Origin of the sequence: Serratia sp. T13T92, from assembly GCF_047530105.1 — a bacterium.
Lineage (GTDB): Bacteria > Pseudomonadota > Gammaproteobacteria > Enterobacterales > Enterobacteriaceae > Chania > Chania fonticola.
In genome coordinates this window covers 22,358-45,111 of sequence record NZ_JBLJAK010000022.1, presented here as the reverse complement: position 1 = coordinate 45,111, position 22,754 = coordinate 22,358, and the positions used below count along the sequence as shown (strand labels likewise).

Genomic DNA, 22,754 nt, shown 5'->3' with positions numbered 1-22,754 from the left:
AGGAGAATCAGCCTGATATGAGTACCGCACCTGTCCCAGCCAGCAAGTTACCCGACCTCGGCACCACCATTTTTACCCAGATGAGCGCCCTGGCGCAGCAGCATCAGGCGATCAACCTGTCGCAGGGCTTCCCGGATTTTGATGGCCCGGAGTATTTAAAACAGCGCCTGAGCTGGCACGTCAGCCAGGGGGCAAACCAATACGCACCGATGACTGGCGCAGCGCCGCTGCGTGAGGCCATTGCGGAAAAAACCGCTCAGCTCTACGGCTGGCAACCCGATGCCAATAGTGAAGTGACCGTCACTGCGGGTGCAACCGAAGCGTTGTTCGCTGCGATCAGCGCCCTGGTTCGCTCCGGCGATGAAGTGATTTGCTTCGACCCAAGCTATGACAGCTATGCCCCGGCGGTACAGCTTTCCGGTGGCGTTCTGAAACGCATTGCCCTGCAACCACCCGCCTTCAAGGTGGATTGGCAACGGTTTGCCGAACAGCTTTCACCGCGCACGCGGCTGGTCATCCTCAACACTCCGCAGAACCCCTCCGCCACGGCATGGTCGGCAGAGGATATGCAGCAGCTATGGGCCACCATCGCCGATCGGGAAATCTATATCCTGAGCGATGAGGTTTACGAGCATATCTGCTTTGCCAAAGGGGGGCACGCCAGCGTGTTGGCCCATCCGCAACTGCGTCAGCGAGCGATAGCCGTTTCCTCGTTTGGCAAAACCTTCCATATGACCGGCTGGAAAGTGGGTTATTGCGTGGCCCCGGCAGCGTTAAGCGCCGAGGTGCGCAAGGTTCACCAGTATCTGACGTTCTCGGTCAACACCCCTGCCCAGTTAGCCTTGGCCGATATGCTGCGCAATGAGCCAGAACACTGGCAGCAGCTACCCGCGTTCTACCGAACCAAACGCGATCGTTTTGTGCAGGCGCTAGCTAACAGCAGGCTGGAAATTCTGCCCTGTGAAGGCACTTACTTCTTACTGGCCGATTACAGCGCCATTTCCGATCTGGATGACGTCGCCTTCTGCCATTGGCTGACCGAGCACGCAGGCGTGGCGGCAATCCCGCTGTCCGTTTTCTGCGCCGATCCTTTCCCCCATAAACTGATCCGGCTGTGCTTCGCGAAGCAAGGTGCCACGCTGGATGCCGCTGCGGAGCGCCTATGTCGACTCTAAAAATTACCCTGTTGCAGCAACCGCTGGTCTGGCGCCAAGGTGAGGCCAACCTGCGCCAGTTCGATGCCTTGTTGCCCTCGATTACCGGCCGCGATCTGATTGTACTGCCGGAAATGTTTACTACCGGCTTTGCTATGGATGCCGGGGAAAGCGCGTTGCCAGAACAACAGGTGATTGACTGGTTACATACCTGGGCGGTGAAAACCAACGCCTTGGTGGGTGGCAGCGTAGCGTTGAAAACTGCCGAAGGGGCGGTTAACCGTTTCCTGCTGGTGGAGCCCGGCGGCAAGGTGCATGGCTATGATAAACGCCATCTGTTCCGCATGGCCGGTGAACACCAGCATTATCAGGCTGGGAAACAGCGCACCATTTTCGAATGGCGCGGCTGGCGTATCCTGCCGCAGATCTGCTATGACCTGCGCTTCCCGGTGTGGTCACGCTATCAGCAGGATTACGATCTGGCCCTGTACGTGGCCAACTGGCCGGCGGCGCGCAGTATGCACTGGCAAACGCTGCTGGCGGCACGGGCGATCGAAAACCAGATTTACGTGGCGGGGTGCAACCGCGTGGGCGAGGACGGTAATGGCCTGAATTACAGCGGTGACAGCCTGATTATCAGCCCGCAGGGGGAACGGTTGGCCAGTGCAGAAGCGGGCCAGGCGGCGAGGCTGGATGCCGAGCTTTCGCTGGAAACGCTACAAACCTACCGCGCCGCGTTCCCGGCCTGGCGTGATGCAGATGGCTTCCAGCTGCGCGATTGAGTCGATACCCTTGTATGTTTAAAGGCACTTTAAACATACAAGGGATCAGTTATATCCAAGACCCGGCAGTAAGCCTGGATCGCTAGCGCCACGTCGCCCTCTGTGACGGCCTCATCGGGATGATGACTGATACCGCCCTCGCAACGGACAAACAGCATCCCCACCGGCCAACGGGCAGCGATAGCAATGGCATCATGCCCCGCGCCGCTAGGCAGCATTAGGCAATTCTCTTGCACCTGCATTACCGCGTCATGCCAGCGCTGCTGCCACTGAGGGTCACAAGCGGTGGCCGGTATGCGGTAGAACTCCTCACTGTCGAAGCCAACTCCGCGACGCGCGCCAATGCTCTGCGCCTGTGCCAGTAATTCGGCCAGTAACGCGTCTAGCAATTCATCCTGCGGGCCACGAACGTCGAGGGATAACCTGACCTGCCCAGGGATCACATTAACAGCCCCCGGCAAGCTTTCGATCTGACCGACCGTGGCGACCACATGCGGATCGTATTCCATGGTGAGCCGCTCAACCGTGACCATCCATTCAGCGGCCGCAGTCAGCGCATCCCGGCGCTGCCCCATCGGCACGGTCCCTGCATGACCAGCATGTCCGGTAAAGGTGCAATTGAGGCGGCGGGCACCGTTAATCGCCGTGACCACTCCCAGAGCCAGACCGGCAGCTTCAAGACAAGGCCCCTGTTCAATATGCAGTTCGAGATAGGCACAGATCGAGCCTTGTGCACGCTCGGCAGAACTCACCGCCGCAGGATCAAGGCCCACGTCACGCATAGCCTCAGCCACGCTGATGCCCTCAGCATCGGTACATGCCAGCCAATCCTCTGCCCACTGCCCGGTGACCCCTTTACTGCCGAGCAAGGTAATGCCAAAACGCGTGCCCTCCTCGTCGGCAAAACCGATCACCTCGATCGCCTGCGGCAAACGCCAATTGCGGCTATGCAACAAGGCGACAACCTCAAGCGCGGTCAAGACCCCCAGCATGCCATCGTAGTGCCCCGCGTTGCGCACCGTATCCAGATGAGAGCCAAGCAGCAGCGCCGGTGCGGCCGGTTTCAATCCTTCATAACGCCCGCAGATATTGCCCACGCCGTCTTGCCAGACCGCCATCCCCAGTTCGCGCATCCAATTCCCTACCAGCCGGTTGGCGCGTAAATGTTCTGGGGAGAGATAAACCCGCGTCAGTTGGCCTGGCGTGCTGCTGATTGCCGCCAGTTCGTCGCAGCGAGCCATCACTCTGGCCGCGGCTCGTTCCGCTTCCAGAGGGGTCAGCAACATTGCCATCAGTTCTGCTCGGCGTCGTAAAGGTTCCATGCTGCCTGCATAGCTTCCCCATGCGGGCTAACAAAACCGAGACGGTTGAGTACCGCTTCCAGCGCGGCCAACGTTTGCAGCACGCAGTCTTTGCGCGCGTTATACCCCATGGTGCCAATGCGCCAGATCTTGCCCTGCAACGGGCCAAACGAGGTGCCGATTTCGATGGCGAAGTCATTGAGCATCATCTGGCGTACCTGCTCGCCATGGATGCCCTGCGGGATCACCACGCCCAGCACGTTGTTCATCTTGTTGGCGATATCACCGAAGACCTCCAGCCCCATCCCCTGGATCCCGGCCAACATCGCCGCGCCGTTCAATTTATGGCGGGCAATAGCCTTATCCAGCCCTTCCTCCAGGATCACCCGGGCGCATTCACGCGCGGCAAACAGCATGCTGGTGGCTTCCGTATGGTGGTTCAGGCGCTCCGGCCCCCAGTAATCCATGATCATGCCGAGATCGAAATAGTTGGAGTAGATCATCTCGTCGTCACCGTCTGCGTGATCGACGGTACGGATCCCCTCTTCAACGCACTTACGGCGGCGTACGATCTCTTCAAACTGCGGGCTAAGGGTGATTGGAGAACTGCCGGAAGGACCACCGAGGCATTTTTGCAGCCCTGCGGATACCGCATCCAAACCCCAGGCATCGGTTTCCAACTCGTTACCCGCGAACGAGGCGGTAGCATCGGTATAGAACAGGACGCCGTGACGGCGGCAGATGTCCCCTAATTCAGCCAGCGGTTGCAGCATGGTGGTGGAGGTATCTCCTTGCACCGTCAGCAATAGGCGTGGCCGTACTTTCTTGATCGCATCCTCGATCCGATCGGGACTGAATACCTCCCCCCAAGGCGCTTCGATGGTGTGTACTTCGGCACGGCAGCGGCGGGCGATTTCACACAACAGATGGCCAAAACGGCCAAATACCGGCACCAGCACTTTATCGCCAGGCCGAATGGCAGAGACCAGCATTGCCTCGATACCGGCGCGCGAAGTCCCGTCTATCAGCATTGTCCAGCGGTTCTGCGTGCGGAACAGGGCGCGATACAGCTCCATCACCTGATTCATATAGCCGGTCATGGCCGGATCGTATTGGCCAATCAACTGGCTGGACATGGCACGCAGCACGCGCGGATCGGCATTGATCGGCCCTGGGCCCATCAGTAGGCGGTGCGGAGGATTGATTTGATCGAATTGATTGATAGCTAGCATGTTCATTCCTTGTCAACTTAATAACTTAGCCTGGAGATTGCTACGTCAGCGACCGGCCGGTTTTTTGTTATTGCTAGATTATCGCCAAGCGAGAAAGTATGAAACAAAAGATTCTAAAATTATTAATCTGCAACTAATGAATCACAACGGGCGCAGCATGCAGCTGCTAAAGAATCATGTAGGGGCGCCGTATACTGCGCCCGCTCAGATAACCCATGCTTCAGCGCTGCTCCAACTCCTCCAGATCGCTGAACAGATTGGCGACCTCATGAATACGCTGCCGCCCTTGCGACAACCTGTCATGCAGCAACGCATTGCTCAGCAGGCTCGCCAGGCTCATGGCACTGGAGTAACTGTCAAACGCTGAGACGCTATCGAGCGGCGTCATCAAATGCCAGCTAGCCAACGGGATCAACGCCTGGGCCTGCGGTTCGCAGATCAATAACGTTGGCACCTGCTTGATCTGCAACTGTTGCAATATCTCTCGCACCAGACGTGGACGGCGGCGAAATGCCACTACCACCACCATGTCCTGTGGCCCCAGATCCACCAGATCTTCGGCCAAGGTTTGGCCCGGCTGCGGTATTAACAAAACCTGCTCACGTACCTGCATCAGTTGCTGGCGCAAATGCATCGCGACGGGATAGCTGTTGCGCATCCCCAACAGCAGCAGCCGCCGGGATTGCCCCATGGCCGAGATCACCGCGCCAAACTGTGCCGCATCAATTTGTTGCACCCAGTGGGTCAGATTGGCCATTTCCTGCTGATAATGGCGGGCCAACAAGGTGTTGCCCTGTACCGCGTCACGGCTGTCGGTCAGTGGCATACCGCTTTGACGTAGGGTGCGCAACTCGTCACGCATTGCGCGATAGCTGGCATAACCCAGGCGTTTGAACAAACGGCTGACCGTGGCCTTGGACACCCCGCTCAGGCGCGCCAACTCGGTGCTGTTATAGCTAATCAGGTCGTCAAAGTGATCGAAGATAAAGTCGGCCACCCGCTGCTCTTGAGGAGCCAATTGCGGGTATTCGCTGCGCAGGCGTTCATCAATCTGTTTCATCGCTACTCCCGCTGTAACTTTTGTTTCAGCGGAACATAGCACAGCAGCCAAAGCGGCTGCCAGCGTTGAAATTTGAACGACCATGCATGCTCAAAAACTAGACAATAGCGTATAAAAGAATTTATAGTAGCCGAAGGTATTACCTTTAACGACTGAGGACGACTTATGGCTACCGCGACGTCAATTAAAATCGATGAAGAGCTTAAGCTGCGTGTGCAGCAAATTGCCATAGCGCGCCAGCGGACAGCCCATTGGATTATGCGAGAAGCGATCCGGGAATATGTCGAACGTGAAGAAAAACGCGAAGCGCTACGCAATGATGCATTGCGGGCATGGGAAACCTGTCAAGCTGATGGTAAACATCTAACCCAGGAAGAAGCCGATAACTGGCTGGCTAATCTGGAAAAAGGCGATGATACGGAGATCCCGGAGTGTCACAACTAAAATGGTCACCAGCGGCATTAGCTGACGTGCAACGGCTATACCGTTTTTTGGCAGAAAAGGATAGCGATACGGCAAAGCGCGCTATCAGCAAGATCCGCCGTAGCGTAAAAATTCTAGCTCTACAACCACAGGTAGGCCGCCCGGTGGAGGAAATGCCTCACCAATACCGCGAATGGCCTATTGAATTTGGTAACAGTGGCTACGTGGTTCTGTATCACTTTGATGGCACAGTCGCCGTGCTCCTGGCGGTGCGCCATCAGCTTGAAGCGGGTTACTAGCACCAGTACGCCATAAAGTTCACCGTGGAACGGTCCAGATCGCGTTCGCCAATCAGGTAACGGCGCAACGTTTTCACCACCGAAGACTCAGCAGCCACCCAGGCGTAAAAGGTCTTAGCCCCTTCAGCACGCTCCCACAGCAAATCCCCACCCAGGCTGTTTTCAGCCAGAGACTGCGCTTCAGCCCGTGCCGAGGCAGGGATGTTAACTCGCTGACGCACCGCCTCCACCAGCAGTGTGCCATGCAGTTGCTGATGCCCAACGTCACGTGGCAACCAGTAAACCTCGGCAAACGGAAAGTGCGCTATATCAAGGCAGTCCCCCGCTACCGGCACTTCGAAGAAAGCCTGCACACGCGGCGGGTTAGCCTGCTGCGCCAACTGTTCGAGGATACCCATCGCCGCTGGCAGTGCCGTTTCATCGGCGATCAGCAGCGCCTGCCGGGTTTGCGCCGGAGGGGCCCACTCATAGCCGCCGCTGTCCTCAGCAAAATCGGCATTCGGCGCTACAGCCTGGAGTTTATCTCCCGCAACGGCATGCGTTGCCCAGGCAGAGGCCGGGCCATTGATGCCATGGAGCACAAACTCCACATCCATTTCATTCTCAGCAGCGCGCAGCGCCCGCAACGTGTAGGTGCGCATCACGGGCCGTTGCTCTTTCGGTATCGCCATGTAGTTACGGTACCAATCGTCGCTATTCGCCAACTCCGGGCTCTGCCCTTCCGCTACCGGGAACAACAGCTTGATCCGTTGATCCGGGGCTTCCAGCTTCATGCGCTGTACCTCTGGGCCGGTAAACACGCAGCGCAGCAGCGAGGGGGAAACATTTTCCTTGTGCTTCAAGGTAAGATCAAAGATGCGATAGCTTGCGGACATATCACTGACTCTCCCGCGCAATGTCTGCCATTCGATGCTGGCACCATAGCCAGCTGCTAATGCCGCCCAACAGGACGGCGGCTACCAGTGCCGCCGCAACCAACTGCGACTCACCGTAAAATTTACTCACCACCGGAACCATCAGCGCGCTCGCGCCGTAGCCCAGCGAATGGCTGGTGGCGATAGCTCCCGCCCCTTTGCCGGTAGATAACTTATCGTTCAGCATCAGTTGATAGCCCGGCGTCGCCATCGCGGCCCCAAACGAAGCCAGCGCACAGCCAAGATAAAACAGCGCCAGCGGAGCGGTACACATCAGCCCCAGGCCAGCGATCATCAACCAAGCGGCAACCATCAGTAGCTGCGGCGGAGTAAGACGCTGCGGTCGCACCACCAAAAACTGTCCCAACAGCGTGCAACCCGCTGCCACGCTGAGCAATACCGCCACATGGTGGCTAACGGTCGTCGCCGAATGGCTAAACAGTTGCTGCAAATGTGGAGCCAAGCCTAACTGCATCAGGCTGACGCAGCCCGCCAGCAGCAACGCACACAATAAATAGGGCATCATCGTCAGCCGCAGGCGGTTTTGCTGATGCGCCACCGCAGGCAGTGGCGGGTCGTTATGCTGGCGACAGATCACCAGTAACGCGATCAGCGGCGCAATCGCCATCAACCACAGCGGAGCCATCGGGTGCAGAGACAGCGCCAGGGCCGCGCACAGCGGACCAAGCAACCGGCCACAGCTCAGACCGGAACTGATAGTGGCCAACGCCGCCATACGTTGTTCATACCCAGCGCGTTGCAGCGCCCAAGTCTGGCTGGCTGGCACCATGCCCGATACTGTCAAGCCGTAGATAATGCGCGCCACGATCAAGCCACCCAACCCAGCCATTTCAGGCAGCCAGCCAGCAGCCAGCCCCCACACGGCCAAGGCCAATAACGCAAAGCTGAACAGGTAACCCGCCAGGGCCATAACCACCACGTATTTACAGCCGCGAATTTCTGCCTGTCGCCCCCACCAGGGAGAGCCGACCAGAAACAGCATCGATCCCAGCGTTAGCAATCCTGCCCACACCGACAGCGAGAGCTGGGTCAGGCTGACCAACACGGGTAATGCGACCAGCAAACCATTTTGCCCAATGCCCAATAGCCCGGCACAAAATGCCAGCGGCCAGTTTGAAGGAGAATCATTACCAATTGCAACGATTTTTGAACCGGAAAATAAGCGCATTAAGTAAAATAACCGTTAAAAAAATGATGTTTTTGTGTGTAATTAATCAAAAAATTGTATCATGTATTGATTGATAATAATAAGAACTATTGATATAAGAATCATTCTCAATCGCTCCAGAGTGACAAGGGTCATGACCATCCAGTTAGCAAGCGCAGCAACCGATGTGGCTGCGCAATGTTTCCTCAACGCGCTAATGCGTGAAACCCGGGACTGGCACATCGTGCCGGCAACCCATAGCCAACAACCTCAGCTACATCTCCCACTTTCGGATAGCCAGTTCATTCGCATTCCATTACGGCATATCTCGCCAACCCAACATCATCAATATCAGTTCCCCGCCTGCCTGAATGGCAACGGTGAAGCGCTGAGTTTTGAGCGGTTGGTTACGTTGTTGCTGGCCAAACCGGCGATAAAAGGCCAACTGAGTGAGGAGGTTTTGGCACGCTTTCGCCAGCGAGTGCTGGAAAGTCATGACAATACCCAACAGGCGATCGCCATCCGGCTGGACTGGCCAAAGCTACGTGACCAGCCGCTGAATTTTGCCCAGGCGGAACAAGGGTTATTAGCTGGCCATGCCTTCCACCCGGCTCCGAAATCCCATGAGCCCTTCGATCAGCAGCAGGCACAGCGCTACCTGCCAGATTTTGCTGGCAGCTTCCCCCTGCGCTGGTTTGCAGTAGATAAGCGCAACCTGTGTGGCGACAGCCTGGACCTGACGTTACAGCAGCGCCTGCAACGCTTTACCGCAGAAAGCGCGCCGCAGCTGCTAGGCCATTTTACCGATGACGTCTGGCTGCTGCCGATGCATCCATGGCAGGCCGATTATCTGCTGGCACAAAGCTGGTGCCGCGAATTGGTCGAGCAGCACAAGCTGAGCGATCTGGGTGAGGCCGGTGAACGTTGGCTGCCAACCAGCTCTTCACGTTCGCTGTATCACGCGGGCAGCCGCGACATGATCAAGTTCTCCCTCAGCGTACGGCTAACCAACTCGGTGCGTACCCTGTCGGTCAAAGAAGTGAAGCGCGGTATGCGTCTGGCTCGACTGGCACAGACCTCCCGCTGGCAGGAACTGCAAGCTCGTTACCCAACGATGCGCGTGATGCAGGAGGATGGTTGGGCCGGGTTACGTTCCGCAGACGGCACAATCCAGGAAGAAAGCCTGATGGCACTGCGCGATAACCTGCTGTTCGGTCAGGCGCAGAACCAAACCAACGTGTTGGTCACCTTGACGCAAGCAGCGCCAGACGGTGGTGATAGCCTGTTAGCCGCGGCAGTGCGTCGCCTGGCTGCCCGCCTGAACTTGCCGTTGCAACAAGCAGCCCATTGCTGGCTGGACGCTTACTGCCAGCAGGTGCTGCTACCCCTGTTCAGCGCCGAAGCCGACTACGGCCTGGTGTTGCTGGCCCATCAACAAAACATTCTGGTGGAAATGCAGCAGGACTTGCCGGTGGGCATGCTGTACCGCGATTGCCAGGGCAGCGGCTTTACCCGCGATGCCACGCCTTGGTTGGATGAAATCGGCGAAGCCGAAGCGGAGAATCGCTTTAGCGAGCAGCAGCTGTTGCGCTACTTCCCCTACTACTTGCTGGTGAATTCTACGTTGGCCGTGACCGCCGCAATGGCGGCAGCAGGGTTCGACAGTGAAGAGAGCCTGATGAGACGAGTACGGGATGCATTAACCACGCTGCGTAACACGGCGAAAAATACCCGTTGCCTGGACTATGTGCTCGACAGCCAACATTGGAACTGCAAGGGCAACTTCTTCTGCTATCTGCACGATCACAATGAGAACACCATTGTCGATCCGGCGGTGATCTACTTTGATTTCACCAATCCGCTGCGCGTGGAGGCCGCTCAATGATGCCCGTTGCCAAGATTGTTCACGCCACCAGCGGATTCCGCTGCGAACTGCTGGGGAAAAACCTGTCCCTTAGCCTGGGATTGGACGGCAGCGCTGCGTTGCATTATCCAGGCTCACTGCCAGCAGGCTGGTTGATCCAGGCATTGGATCAGTTGCTGATCGCAGCTCCACAGCTGAGCGGCATTGCTCTTCCCTATGCCGAATGGCGTGAGGAGCCACAGGCTCTGGCACTGTTCGCCCAAGCCAGCGGTGATTACCTAGCCCGTGAAACCTTCTATCAGTTGCCGCTGTGGCTGATTGCCGAACGCCATAGCGCTGGCGGCCAGATGCAATACGATGCCGAGCGCGAACTGTGGTTCCCGCAGCGCCCTGCCCGGCCCAGCGGTGAGGTGTATCGCCGCTACAATCCGCAAATCAAACGTAGCTTAAGCTTCCGTTTACCTGAAGTCGAGCGCGACGCCGAGCAGTTCACCCGTTGGATGAATTCCCCCCGCGTTGACGCCTTCTGGGAAATGAGTGGCCCGCTCGAGGTTCAGGCCGCCTATTTACAGCGCCAGCTTGATTCCAGCTATTGCTATCCGCTGCTGGGCTGCTTTGACGACCAGCCGTTTGGCTATTTCGAAGTTTACTGGGCACCCGAAGATCGCATTGGCCGCCACTATCGCTGGCAGCCGTTCGATCGTGGCCTGCACATGCTGGTCGGCGAAGAGGACTGGCGTGGTGCGCAGTACATCCGCAGTTGGCTACGTGGCCTGACCCACTATTTATACCTGGATGAACCCCGCACCACTCGCGTCGTGGCCGAGCCGCGTGCAGATAATCAGCGGCTGTTCCGCCATCTCCCCACCGCTGGCTACCAAACGCTGAAAGAGTTTGATTTCCCCCATAAACGCTCACGGCTGATCATGAACCAGCGTGATGACTTCTTCCGCGAGGGACAGGTATGAGTCGCCACGATTACGCTGATTGGCAACGCGTTAACCTGCAGATGACCGCAAAAATCCTGGCGGAACTGGAGTACGAGCGCACCTTGCAGGCCGAGGAACACGGCGGCCAATGGCAAATAGCCCTGGGTGACGCGACTTACAGCTTTAACGCCAAACGCGGGATCTGGGGTTGGTTGCACATCGATGCCAACAGCCTGAGCTGCGATCGCCTGCCGCTGGCCGCCGATCAAACGCTGCGGCATCTGGCGCAGGTGCTGAAGATGGACGACGCACAGATCGCCGAACATTTGGAAGATCTGTACGCCACCCTACGCGGTGACATGCAGTTACTCACCGCTCGCCACGGGATGAGCGCCAACGATCTGATTGTGCTGGATGCCGACGCGCTGCAATGCCTGTTGGCAGGCCACCCGAAGTTCGTCTTCAACAAGGGGCGCCGTGGCTGGGGGCTGACGGCGCTGCAACAGTATGCGCCAGAATATCAGGGTCAGTTCCAACTACACTGGGTGGCCGCCAAACGCAGCAGCTTTGTCTGGTGCATTGACGAAGACTTCCCGCTAGAAAACCTGCTCAACAGCGCGATGGACAGCGGGGAACGCCAACGCTTTGACCGCCGTTGGCACGACCTGAAGTTGGACAACGACTGGCTGCCGGTGCCGCTGCACCCATGGCAATGGCAGCAAAAAATTGCGCTGCATTTCCTGCCACAACTGGCCAGCGGTGAACTGGTTGAGCTGGGCGAGTTTGGCGATCGCTATCTGGCTCAGCAGTCCCTGCGCACTTTGACCAATATCAGCCGCCGGGTGCCCTTCGATATCAAGCTGCCGTTGACCATTTACAACACCTCCTGCTATCGCGGCATTCCGGGCAAGTACATCAGCGCCGGGCCTGCGGCTTCACGCTGGTTACAGCAGATTTTCGCCAGCGACAGCACTTTGCAGGCCAGCGGCGCCCAGATCCTGGGTGAACCGGCGGCGGGCTATCTGGCCCACCCAACCTACGGCGCGTTGCCCAAGGCTCCCTACCGTTATCAGGAAATGCTCGGGGTGATCTGGCGTGAAAACCCGTCCTGTTATCTGCAACCGGACGAGCAGGCGATCCTGATGGCAACGCTGATGGAAACCGACAATCAGGGTGAACCGCTGATCGCCGCCTACATCGCCCGTTCCGGCCTGAGCGCAGAGGCGTGGCTGGCGCAGATGTTCCAGGCGGTGGTGCTGCCGATGTACCACCTGATGTGCTGCTACGGGGTGGCGCTGATCGCCCACGGCCAGAACATCACGCTGGTGATGAAAGACCATGTGCCGCAACGGGTGCTGCTAAAAGATTTCCAAGGCGATATGCGCCTGGTGGATCAGGACTTCCCACAGGCCGCTTCACTGCCGCAGGTGGTAAAAGACGTAACGGTGCGCCTGCCTGCCGACTATCTGATCCATGATCTGCAAACCGGGCACTTCGTCACCGTGCTGCGTTTCATTTCGCCGCTGATGAGCGGCTGCGGCATAAGCGAACCGCGTTTCTATCAAGTGCTGGCACAGGTGCTGGAGCGCTATATGGCGCAGCATCCGCAGTTGGCCGACCGCTTTGCCCTGTTCGACCTTTTCAAGCCACAGATTATTCGCGTGGTACTCAACCCGGTGAAACTCACCTATTCAGAGCAGGATGGCGGCAGCCGTATGTTGCCGAACTACCTGCAAGATCTGGATAACCCTCTTTATTTGGTCTCCAAGGAGTTTGCCCAATGAATCAGCCTCTGGATTTCATCGGCATCGGCGTCGGCCCATTCAATCTGAGCATTGCCGCACTTGGCAGTGAGGTTACCGGCTTTAACAGCAAGTTTTTCGAACGCAAACCGCACTTCTCCTGGCACCCGGGCATGATGGTGCCGGACTGCCATATGCAGACCAGTTTCCTCAAGGATCTGGTCAGCGCGGTTTCGCCGACCAACCCGTACAGCTTTCTCAACTATCTGGTGAAAAGGAAGAAGTTCTACCGTTTCCTGACCACCGAGCAGCGCACGGTCTCCCGCGAAGAGTTCGCCGACTATCTCGACTGGGCGGCTAACGGGCTGGAGACGCTCGAGTTCAGCCAAGATATCCGCAGCGTGGATTTTGACGACCAGCAACGCCAATTTGTTGTCACCACCCAGCGTGATGTCTACCGTGCGCGCCATATCTGCTTAGGGATAGGCAAACGCCCCAAGCTGCCGGACTGCGTCAGCGAACAAAACGATCGCTGCTTCCATGCCAGCGAAATGAGCCTGCGTAACCCGGACCTTACCGGCAAGCGCGTCACCGTAATCGGCGGCGGCCAAAGCGGTGCCGATCTGTTTTTGAATATTTTCCGCGCCGAGTGGGGCCAGCCCAAGCAGTTGAACTGGATCTCGCGCCGCAACAATTACAACGCGCTGGACGAAGCCGCCTTCGCCAATGAGTACTTCACGCCGGAATACGTAGAAAGCTTCTACACTCTGAGCGACAGCGCCAAACAGCGCATGCTCACCGAGCAGAAAATGACGTCGGACGGCATCACCAGCGGATCGCTGCTGGCGATTTACCAGGCGATGTATCACCGCTTTGAAGTATTACGCGAAAAGCCTTGGGCCCACCTGCTGCCTAGCCGCTCATTGGCCGCGATGCACGCATCCGGCAATGGCTATCAACTGGTCACCCATCACCATCTCGATCAGGGCAAGGAAACCTTCGACTGCGACGTGGTGATCTTCGCCACCGGCTATCAGCAAGACCGCCCGGCGTTTCTCGCACCATTGGCCAATCGCCTGCTGACCACGGCGAACGATGAGTATCGCATTACCCCTGACTTCACCCTGGAATGGCAGGGTCCGAGCGAAAACTGTCTGTTTGCCGTCAATGCCGGCATGCACAGTCATGGCATTGCCGAACCCCAGCTCAGCCTGATGGCTTGGCGTTCGGCCCGTATTCTCAACCGGGCATTAGGACGCGACCAGTTCGACTTAACGTCCACCCCGGCGGTGATCCAATGGCGTAGCCAGCAGGCAGCGGTAACCGCCCAAGCTGCACACGACGCCATCTTTAACTTTAACTAACCATGGAAACGTTTGAACAATAATGAAACGCAGACACCTCTGGGTACTAAACCCTTGCCTGTTAGCAATGCTCGCACCAACGGCCTGGGCAGAAGAACAAAAAAATGATGACCAACTGGTGGTTTCCGCCAGCCGCTCTCACCGCAGCGTAGCGGAAATGGCCCAGACTACCTGGGTGATCGAAGGCCAGGAAATTGAGCAGCAGGTGCAGGGCGGTAAAGAGATCAAGGATGTGCTGTCGCAGCTGATCCCGGGCATGGACGTCAGCAGCCAGGGCCGTACCAACTACGGCATGAACCTGCGTGGCCGCTCAATGATGGTGATGATCGACGGCGTGCGCTTGAACTCATCGCGCAGCGACAGCCGCCAGCTAGATTCGATCGATCCGTTTAACATCGCCCATATTGAGGTGATTTCCGGGGCTACCTCGCTGTACGGCGGCGGCAGCACCGGTGGCCTGGTCAACATCGTGACCAAGAAGGGCCAGGAAGAAAAACAGGTTGAGCTGCAGCTTGGCGGTAAAACCGGCTTTAACAGCAGCAGCGATCACGACGAAAACGTGTCGGCAGCAGTCAGCGGCGGCACCGATAAAGCCTCCGGGCGCCTGTCGGTTTCCTATCAGCGTTACGGCGGCTGGTATGACGGCAAAGGCGACGAGGTGCTGATCGACAACACCCAAACCGGCCTGCAATATTCCGATCGTATCGACCTGATGGGCACCGGCACCATCAACATCGACGATCACCAGCAGCTGCAACTGACCACGCAATATTTCAACAGCGAGTCAGACGGTAAGCACGGCCTGTATCTGGGGCAAAACTTCTCGGCGGTAACCGGTAACGGGCAGGCCTACAACAGCGGTAATCTGGATTCGGATCGCATTCCAGGCACCGAACGCCATTTGATCAACCTGCAATACTCCAACACCGATTTCTGGGGCCAGGATCTGGTGGCACAGGTGTATTATCGTGATGAATCGCTGACCTTCTATCCGTTCCCAACCCTGAGCGGCGGCAAGGTAACCAGCATCGGCGCCTCACAACAGAAAACCGATTTCTACGGCGGCAAGCTGACCCTGAACAGCAAACCGATCGACAGCCTGACGCTGACCTACGGCTTCGATGCCGATCATGAAAGCTTCAATGCCAACCAGCAGTTCTTCAATCTGGCACTGGCCCAGCAGTCTGGCGGGATGACGCTGCAAAATGCCTACAACGTCGGCCGCTACCCGAGCTATACCACCACCAACCTGGCACCGTTCATGCAGGCCAGCTACGACATCGATCCGATGTTTACCCTGAGCGGCGGCGTGCGCTACCAGTACACCGAGAACAAGGTGGATGATTTCGTTGGCTACGCACAGCAACAAGGGATCGCCAACGGTCTGGCGACCTCTGCCGATGCCGTGCCGGGTGGTAAAACCGACTACAACAACGCGCTGTTCAATGCCGGTTTGCTGGCCCATCTGACAGAACGCCAACAGACCTGGTTCAACTTCTCACAAGGGTTTGAGATCCCGGATCTGGCCAAATATTACGGCTCCGGCACCTATAAGCTGGTGAACGGCCACTATCAGTTGCAAAAAAGCGTCAACGTCAATGACTCCAAGCTGGACGGCATCAAGGTTGACTCCTACGAGCTGGGCTGGCGCTACAATGGCGACAACCTGCGTACCCAGCTTGCGGCCTACTATTCCCTGTCAGACAAGACCATCACCATCAACAAGACCGATATGACCATCAGCATGAACACTGATAAGCGTCGGATTTACGGGATGGAAGGCGCGGTGGACTACTTCTTCGACGACAGCGAATGGAGCACCGGTGCCACCTTCAACCTGATCAAGTCGGAAACCAAGACCGATGGCAAATGGGAGAAGTTGACCGTCGACACCGCCAGCCCGTCGAAAGCCACCGCCTACGTCAACTGGGCACCGGGTGACTGGACGGTTCGCGTGCAGTCGCAGCAGACCTTCGACGTTTCCGACAGCCAGGGCCGCAAGCTCGACGGCTATAACACCATTGACGTCCTCAGCAGCTATGCCCTGCCGGTGGGCAAGGTCAGCTTCAGCGTAGAGAACCTGTTGGACAAAGACTACACCACCGTGTGGGGCCAACGGGCGCCAATCCTGTATAGCCCAACCTACGGCGCGCCGGAGTTATACAGCTATAAAGGCCGTGGCCGTACCTTTGGTTTGAACTACTCAGTGCTGTTCTAAGACCTCTCCGATGTCACCAGGCCGAATTCCTCTATTCGGCCTGCTTTTCATCCGCACAAGGGATGCGAGCTCCACCAACACCAAAATCATAAATAAAAAAACATAGATATGTTTAATATCTATACACACCTGTTATTATTACGATTTATCCTACTTGCGAACGACGAAAATAAAATATAAGATAAAAAGTCATTAAGATTCCTCCTAATAGAAAACATATCAGATCGCAGACTATTTCAACCTTAACTTCACTCACGCGATTTTTAAAAGAAAAAACAAAAAACAAAGACTATAACGCTCCCAAAACAGCATATTATGCTTATGCATTAAATTCCCTACAGTAATGATATTAAATATCAAAATCCAGCCAAATAATCGACAAAAACAAACGAAAATATCAAAAAACCGCCAACAACAAGATTTAAACTCTTTTTATTTCGGTTATTTTTTTATTTTTATGAATTGACATTAACTCTTCAGGCAATAATATATAAAGCCAATGTATGGGAATGACAGTTCCGATTGATGAAGTCAGAGCCAGACAGTTTTAGCAGCGGATGCGGCGGAGTTGATAATGGATGATACGATTCAAATTAAATATGTAGCAGCCCCCATCACCAAGACGAGTGAGAGCGGATTATTGCTTTTTGGCTATATTATCAATGATGAGTATCAGGTAGATATCAAATCGAGTTCGGTAATCAAACTCTATAATACGATAGAGTACCCCCATCAGGGTGAGGAACGATTTACCAACTATCTAAGACTGCGTGAAACGATGCTGCGGTTGCTGACTTATCTATTGGCACACGCCAGCTGTGGCTATGTTTCCAACCAGGAGTTACTGGTGCAGGTTTGGGAGAATTATAACCTCTCCTCCTCAACCACAAGATTGACCCAAGTTATTTCCGAACTTAAAGCAAGGCTAAGTAAAATTGGTATCGCCGATGACTTTATTAAAAGTTCGAGAGGAAAAGGATATACCTTACGTGGAGCCCATGTGACTCCACTATATATAAAAAAAATATGATTTGATTGTTTATCACCGCCATAAAAGGGAACAGTATTTTCACTGCCATAGTGAAATGACGGCTCTGATGTTACTCCATGTAACGCTCAGAGTATTTTAAGGATAATTAACAAGGAACATATGCAATGAAAAAAACCACATTAGTAATGGCTCTCTCACTGGCTATCGGCGGCTTCGCTGCGCTTCCGGCTTCCGCCGCTATCACCGTAGCGGGTGGTAATATCAATTTCACCGGTGAAGTCACTGACGCAACCTGCCTGATCAACGATCAGACGCCAAATGGTGCTGTTGATCTGAACGTGCCTTTAGAGACGGTCAGCGCCAGTGAGTTAAGCTTTGCCGGTGCCACGGCCAAGCCTGCACCATTTACCATCAAACTGGGTGGCCCTACTGATTTAAACTGCACCAACGGTAAGATTGCTTCAGTGTATTTTGAACCAACTAGCCCGGCTATCGATAATGCGACTGGTTGGTTGAAAAATACTTCAGCCACCAATCCAGCGACAAATGTTCAGGTACAAATCCTGAATGGCGAAACCAACAGCCCGATCAACCTGGTTTCCGGCAATAACAACCATGCGCCAAAAACCATCGCCAATCAAACTGCCGAATATACCTACTTTGGCCAGTATGTTGCTGTTGGTGGCGCGGCGGGCCCGGGCCAAGTTGCCTCTACGGTTAAATACAGCATCGTTTATCAATAAAACCTGATTGAATAGGTTATGGCCCTGTTACCACAGGGTCATATTTGCCACGTCTTTACTGACGAGATTGTTATGTGCTTGATTAAAAAATATTGGCTACTGCTATCGCTGCTGTTGAGCGGGTTTTTTTCCACCTCTTTACATGCCGGTATCGTCATATCGGGTACGCGCGTGATCTACCCAAGTGATGCCAAAGAAGTCACGTTGAAACTGGAAAATAAAAGCCGTTTCCCGCTATTGGTTCAATCTTGGATAGATGCCGGCGATGCGAATTCAGCTCCTGAAGACAGCGATGTTCCTTTTATGATCATGCCACCGGTTTCACGAGTTGAACCCGCCAAGGCGCAAACCTTGCGTATTACCTCAACGCCTTTGGTAAGTCACGCCACCGACCGCGAGACGCTATATTGGATCAACGTGCTTGAAGTCCCTCCCCAGTCGAAAGGGGATCAGAATTACCTCTCCATCGCCTATCGCAACCGCCTGAAGGTATTTTACCGCCCCTCAACGTTGCCAGGGCTGTCACTGGAAATCCTGGATAAGGTGAGCTGGCAACGGCAAGGGGAAAAACTGCTCGCTAAAAACCCCACGCCATACCATATCAGCTATGCCTCCGTGCAGTTATCTGGTTATGGCATCGCCTCGGTAGCCGGCACAGATGGCGGCATGATCGCCCCCTTCTCTGAGCAAACCTTTCAACTAAAACGCGATAACAAGGTCATTGCGGTGCCGCCAAATAGCGTAATCACCAAGGCGATTAATGACTACGGGGCTTTTATTGAAAAAACATACCCGTTAGGCCGCTGACATAACCCTTTTTCAGAGTATTGGCTTATCTGAGTCATCAAGGACGCTATGACTAGGTGTAAACCGACAATAAAAACCGTGCTGAAGTGGTTTCTTTCATGTGCCATGGTTTCGGCCACTTCCAGCTATGCGGCAGACACGCCGGAAGAAGTGACATTCGACCCCAGTTTTTTCCCTGGCGGTAAGGTAGGAACATTTGATCCGGCCCAATTCAGCCGCAGTAACGTCGTTGTTCCTGGTATCTACACCGTGGCGATCGAGCTTAACGGCCAACGGATCGGCAATGAAAAAATCCAGTTTAAGGCCCAGCCGGGCAATAACCTGCAAACCCTTCCCTGCTATCCGGGCAGTTTCTTTTCGTTGCTCAATTTGAGCGCAGAGAAACTGTTGGCTCAGATCCCTGCCGTGCAATTGGCGCCATTAGTGCAAGAGGGCTATTGCGGTTCACTCAGTGAACTCCTGCCCGGGACGACCGTCAGTTTTGATGTCGGCGAGCAAAAGCTGACGTTGACGATACCGCAGTTGCTGCTCAACAGGACACCGCGTGGCTATGTCAATCCCGAGCTGTGGGAGGATGGCTTAACCGCCTTGATAGTTAACTACAACGCCAACGTTTATCAGTCAAGACAGCGGGAAAACAGCAACACCTACGGCTATCTCGGGCTGCGTAACGGTCTGAATTTCGGCCCTTGGCGCGTGCGAAATAACGGCAGCATCAATTGGTCCTCGGGAGAGAGTGGCGGGGATTACAAAAGCACATCTTCCTATATCAGCCGCGATGTTACCGCGCTGCAATCTCAATTGATCCTGGGTGACGCCTTTACCAGTGGCGAACTGTTTGACGGCATACGTTTCCGAGGGGTCAGACTTTATTCTGATGACCGCATGCTACCTGACGCTCTACGTGGCTACGCCCCCGTAGTTCGTGGCATAGCCAATACCAACGCCAGAGTGATCATTACTCAGAATGGTTACACGCTCTATACCACTACGGTATCTCCGGGGCCTTTCGAGATTAACGATCTCTACCCCACCAGCTATGGAGGGGAATTGACCGTACAAGTAGAAGAGGCCAATGGCCAAGTCAGAACCTTCACTGTTCCTTATGCTTCAGTGACTCAAATGTTGCGGCCAGGAATAAGCCGCTACGAAGTGGCTGCGGGTAAAGTGAATAGTGATGGGTTGGCAAACAAGCCTGAGTTTGGCAGCCTGACCTACCAGTTGGGCCTGAGTAATTTCATCACCGGCTACACCGGCGCTACCGCCAGCAAAGGATACATTTCGGCCTTATTGGGTGGTGCCATGAACACGTTTATCGGCGCACTTTCATTGGATGTCACGCAAGCGAAAACCCGGTTGCCCGGCCAGCACCCGCGTTCAGGGCAAAGCTATCGTATCGGCTTCAGCCAGATGTATCCAGAAACACAAACCAGCTTCTCAGTAGCCGCTTATCGTTACTCAACCGACGGTTTCCTGAGCCTAAATGACGCTGTGCAGCTGCGCGATCTGGCACTGCGTGATGGAAATATCGATGCCTATGGCCGTCAACGCAGCCTGTTTACGCTTTCGGTCAACCAGCAACTGGGAGAAGGCTGGGGAAGCCTGTATGCCACCGGCAATTATACCTCTTACTGGAACCAGAGCAGTTCACAACAGAGCCTGCAGCTAGGCTATAGCAACTTCTGGCGCAATCTCAGCTATACCCTTTCGGTTAACCGAACGCTAAGCGGGCAACTCACAGGAAATACAGAAGAGACAACGGCGGATCGGCGGGAAACCCAATACGCGTTGACGCTCTCGTTACCGCTAGGCTCGAACCTCCATGCGCCAACGCTCAATGCTACCGGCACTACCGACGACAAGGGGAGCACTGGCCTGATTGGCCTGTCGGGCAATGCGGGTGAACAGAATCAGTTTAACTATGTCGTCAGCACCAGCCGTAATACTGAAGGCAATAGCAACTTTTTCAACGGTGGCGTTGGCTACCGCTCATCCTTTGCCCATATGGGCGCAAATTATAGTTATGGGCAGGGAAACCGGCAGGTTTCAGCAAGCATGGATGGTGCTCTGGTAGCCCACCGTGGCGGTATCACTTTAGGGCAATCACTTGGCGAAACAGGCGGTCTGGTACGGGCACCTGGTGCTGAAGGCGCTCTCGTCACCGGCGCTCCCGGCGTTCAGATCGACCGTTTTGGCTATGCCATCGTCCCTTACCTGCGGCCCTACTATCTCAATCAGGTCGATATCGATCCCAAGGGCAGTTCACAGGACGTGGAGTTGCTGTCTACCCGCAATACCACCGCCCCCCGCGCCGGTGCATTGGTCCTGCTTGATTATGAAACCAAACGCGGCAAGGTGACCTACATCAGAGCCAAGCGACCGGACGGTAGCCCACTGCCCTTCGCTGCCAACGTCTATGATGCACAGAACAACGCCGTGGGGGTTGTCGGCCAGGCCAGCCTGGTGGTGGCGCGCGATCTCGACCTGAAAGGCGTGTTGCAGGTGAGATGGGGGGATAGCCAGGCAGAGCATTGCAGCATCCATTATTCGCTGCAGCCAGGCACCTCTGTAGACAGCAGGCAATTGATTCAAGGAGTCTGCCAATGACGAAGTGCCCACACACAATGAGAAACAACATGAAAAGACTATTCGCCTCAGCAACGGCGATATCACTGATGTTCTGCGGCGGCCTGTATGCGCAGAATGCGCTCGCAGCAAGTGCGGGTTGTGATTGGGATAGCTCCTCCGCAGTCAAAGCTCCGCTTGATACCCGATTGACCATCGGCGGCTATGTTACCGTGGGAGAGGACCTTCCCATCGGCAGTGTCATCTATTCCCAACGTATCCAGACTAATGGCAACGGTGCCAGTCTGCTGTGCCGTGCGGGGGTTTATGATCTGGTTAACACCGTAATCAGCGCCCCTCATGGCCAATCCAGTTACCGTGACGCGACGTTTCCCACCGTGTTCAATACCAATATTTCTGGCGTCGGGGTAGCCCTGTGGCAAGGTACCCCCGATGGTAACAGCGGCTCCCATCTACAGCTCCCTGGTAGGCTTACTGCTTTCTTTTCACCCAGCAGCGAAAGCGTTTTCAACTTTACCGGCCAAGACGATGCCGCAGTCAGTTTTAATATTGCAATGATTAAAATCGCCGCCAACATCGGCAGCGGAACTATTAGCAGTAGCGATCTCCCCAGGTTCAAAACCTCATTCGACGGCAATGGTGAAAGTTTTGTCTATCAACAAGCGAGGATAGTGGGCAACCTGACGGCGATCCCGGCGACCTGCAACGTTGGCAACAATTATTACCTGCCGCTCGGGGAGCACTATCCTGATGAGTTCAACGGTATCGGCAGCACGGCAGGCAGCGCCGAGACCCAGATTGTGCTGTCGGGTTGCCCCGCCTTCTATGGTTCAACCTCTTACGGCGTATTCAAGCCCAACGTTATCAGCCTCAAGCTGACACCGCGCAACGGATTTATTGATGCCGAACGCGGGATCTCGAAACTGAATACCACCGCCGGTGACGCAGCCTCAGGGGTAGGTGTCCAACTGAGCTTCAGGCAGGAAAACGGCAACTACCAATGGGCAAAATTCAACCAGAGCATCAATCTGGCAAATTACATTACCTTCCTTGAAGACCGCGGCAGCGATTACAGCCTGGGCGTCAAGGCGACTTATGTTCAAACCTCAACCCCTATCCGGGCGGGAAGGGCTGATGCCCAAATAGAGTTTATGATCACTTACCAATAACCGGGAGT

General features: G+C 55.4%; 19 protein-coding genes. 14 read left to right on the top strand and 5 right to left on the bottom strand.

Annotation, left to right across the window (positions count from 1 at the left end; all coding sequences use genetic code 11):
- Positions 1-17: 17 nt before the first annotated feature.
- Together ACMV5I_RS19000 and ACMV5I_RS18995 are read left to right on the top strand one after the other, a co-directional pair.
- Positions 18-1,175 carry a pyridoxal phosphate-dependent aminotransferase gene (locus ACMV5I_RS19000; RefSeq protein WP_414825053.1) on the top strand — a complete coding sequence of 386 codons (1,158 nt, stop codon included), beginning with the start codon at positions 18-20 and terminating at the stop codon, positions 1,173-1,175.
- Positions 1,163-1,936: an amidohydrolase gene (locus ACMV5I_RS18995; protein WP_121608846.1), complete on the top strand. Its 774-nt coding sequence runs from the start codon at positions 1,163-1,165 to the stop codon at positions 1,934-1,936. Before ACMV5I_RS19000 ends, ACMV5I_RS18995 begins: the two co-directional genes overlap by 13 nt.
- A gap of 29 nt (positions 1,937-1,965) precedes the next feature.
- Here the strand turns inward: ACMV5I_RS18995 and hpxK are convergent, their stop codons facing one another.
- From hpxK to ACMV5I_RS18980, 3 genes are all read right to left on the bottom strand, one after another.
- Entirely contained in the window at positions 1,966-3,228 is a 1,263-nt protein-coding gene (gene hpxK, locus ACMV5I_RS18990) for an allantoate amidohydrolase (protein ID WP_414825072.1), read from the bottom strand.
- A complete protein-coding gene (locus ACMV5I_RS18985; RefSeq protein WP_414825052.1) occupies positions 3,228-4,469 on the bottom strand; it encodes a pyridoxal-phosphate-dependent aminotransferase family protein in 1,242 nt (413 codons plus the stop codon). The genes hpxK and ACMV5I_RS18985 overlap by 1 nt, the downstream gene beginning before the upstream one ends.
- A gap of 220 nt (positions 4,470-4,689) precedes the next feature.
- Complete coding sequence (locus tag ACMV5I_RS18980) at positions 4,690-5,529, bottom strand: MurR/RpiR family transcriptional regulator (protein WP_414825051.1); 840 nt, start codon at positions 5,527-5,529, stop codon at positions 4,690-4,692.
- A 165-nt stretch (positions 5,530-5,694) separates the two neighbouring features.
- Between ACMV5I_RS18980 and ACMV5I_RS18975 the strand changes: the two genes are divergently transcribed.
- Both ACMV5I_RS18975 and ACMV5I_RS18970 read left to right on the top strand, forming a co-directional pair.
- Positions 5,695-5,973, top strand: coding sequence for a CopG family ribbon-helix-helix protein (locus ACMV5I_RS18975; RefSeq protein ID WP_414825050.1), 279 nt, complete (start codon positions 5,695-5,697; stop codon positions 5,971-5,973).
- Positions 5,961-6,251: a type II toxin-antitoxin system RelE/ParE family toxin gene (locus tag ACMV5I_RS18970; RefSeq protein ID WP_414825049.1), complete on the top strand. Its 291-nt coding sequence runs from the start codon at positions 5,961-5,963 to the stop codon at positions 6,249-6,251. The genes ACMV5I_RS18975 and ACMV5I_RS18970 overlap by 13 nt, the downstream gene beginning before the upstream one ends.
- Here the strand turns inward: ACMV5I_RS18970 and ACMV5I_RS18965 are convergent.
- On the bottom strand, positions 6,248-7,126 hold the full coding sequence (locus tag ACMV5I_RS18965) for a siderophore-interacting protein (RefSeq protein ID WP_414825048.1): 879 nt from the start codon (positions 7,124-7,126) through the stop codon (positions 6,248-6,250). The two genes, ACMV5I_RS18970 and ACMV5I_RS18965, sit on opposite strands and share 4 nt — an antisense overlap.
- A 1-nt stretch (position 7,127) precedes the next feature.
- A complete protein-coding gene (locus ACMV5I_RS18960) occupies positions 7,128-8,354 on the bottom strand; it encodes an MFS transporter (RefSeq protein WP_414825047.1) in 1,227 nt (408 codons plus the stop codon).
- 133 nt (positions 8,355-8,487) lie between these two features.
- Here ACMV5I_RS18960 and ACMV5I_RS18955 point away from each other — a divergent pair, with 133 nt between their 5' ends.
- From ACMV5I_RS18955 to ACMV5I_RS18910, 10 genes are all read left to right on the top strand, one after another.
- Entirely contained in the window at positions 8,488-10,218 is a 1,731-nt protein-coding gene (locus ACMV5I_RS18955; RefSeq protein WP_414825046.1) for an IucA/IucC family protein, read from the top strand.
- Positions 10,215-11,165, top strand: a complete 951-nt coding sequence (locus ACMV5I_RS18950; protein ID WP_414825045.1) for a GNAT family N-acetyltransferase — start codon at positions 10,215-10,217, stop codon at positions 11,163-11,165. The genes ACMV5I_RS18955 and ACMV5I_RS18950 overlap by 4 nt, the downstream gene beginning before the upstream one ends.
- Positions 11,162-12,910, top strand: a complete 1,749-nt coding sequence (gene iucC / locus ACMV5I_RS18945; protein ID WP_414825044.1) for an aerobactin synthase IucC — start codon at positions 11,162-11,164, stop codon at positions 12,908-12,910. The genes ACMV5I_RS18950 and iucC overlap by 4 nt, the downstream gene beginning before the upstream one ends.
- Positions 12,907-14,232 (top strand): lysine N(6)-hydroxylase/L-ornithine N(5)-oxygenase family protein, encoded by a 1,326-nt coding sequence (locus tag ACMV5I_RS18940; RefSeq protein ID WP_024483625.1) that lies wholly within the window; start codon positions 12,907-12,909, stop codon positions 14,230-14,232. The genes iucC and ACMV5I_RS18940 overlap by 4 nt, the downstream gene beginning before the upstream one ends.
- Before the next feature lie 22 nt (positions 14,233-14,254).
- Positions 14,255-16,450, top strand: coding sequence for a TonB-dependent siderophore receptor (locus tag ACMV5I_RS18935; RefSeq protein ID WP_024483624.1), 2,196 nt, complete (start codon positions 14,255-14,257; stop codon positions 16,448-16,450).
- 574 nt (positions 16,451-17,024) lie between these two features.
- Positions 17,025-17,480 (top strand): winged helix-turn-helix domain-containing protein, encoded by a 456-nt coding sequence (locus ACMV5I_RS18930; RefSeq protein WP_121608835.1) that lies wholly within the window; start codon positions 17,025-17,027, stop codon positions 17,478-17,480.
- A gap of 125 nt (positions 17,481-17,605) precedes the next feature.
- A complete protein-coding gene (locus ACMV5I_RS18925) occupies positions 17,606-18,184 on the top strand; it encodes a fimbrial protein (RefSeq protein ID WP_121608834.1) in 579 nt (192 codons plus the stop codon).
- Between the two features lie 72 nt (positions 18,185-18,256).
- Positions 18,257-18,991 (top strand): molecular chaperone, encoded by a 735-nt coding sequence (locus tag ACMV5I_RS18920; protein ID WP_196062481.1) that lies wholly within the window; start codon positions 18,257-18,259, stop codon positions 18,989-18,991.
- A 48-nt stretch (positions 18,992-19,039) separates the two neighbouring features.
- Complete coding sequence (locus ACMV5I_RS18915) at positions 19,040-21,598, top strand: fimbria/pilus outer membrane usher protein (protein ID WP_414825043.1); 2,559 nt, start codon at positions 19,040-19,042, stop codon at positions 21,596-21,598.
- Between the two features lie 29 nt (positions 21,599-21,627).
- On the top strand, positions 21,628-22,746 hold the full coding sequence (locus ACMV5I_RS18910) for a fimbrial protein (RefSeq protein ID WP_162304334.1): 1,119 nt from the start codon (positions 21,628-21,630) through the stop codon (positions 22,744-22,746).
- The last annotated feature ends 8 nt before the right edge of the window (positions 22,747-22,754 follow it).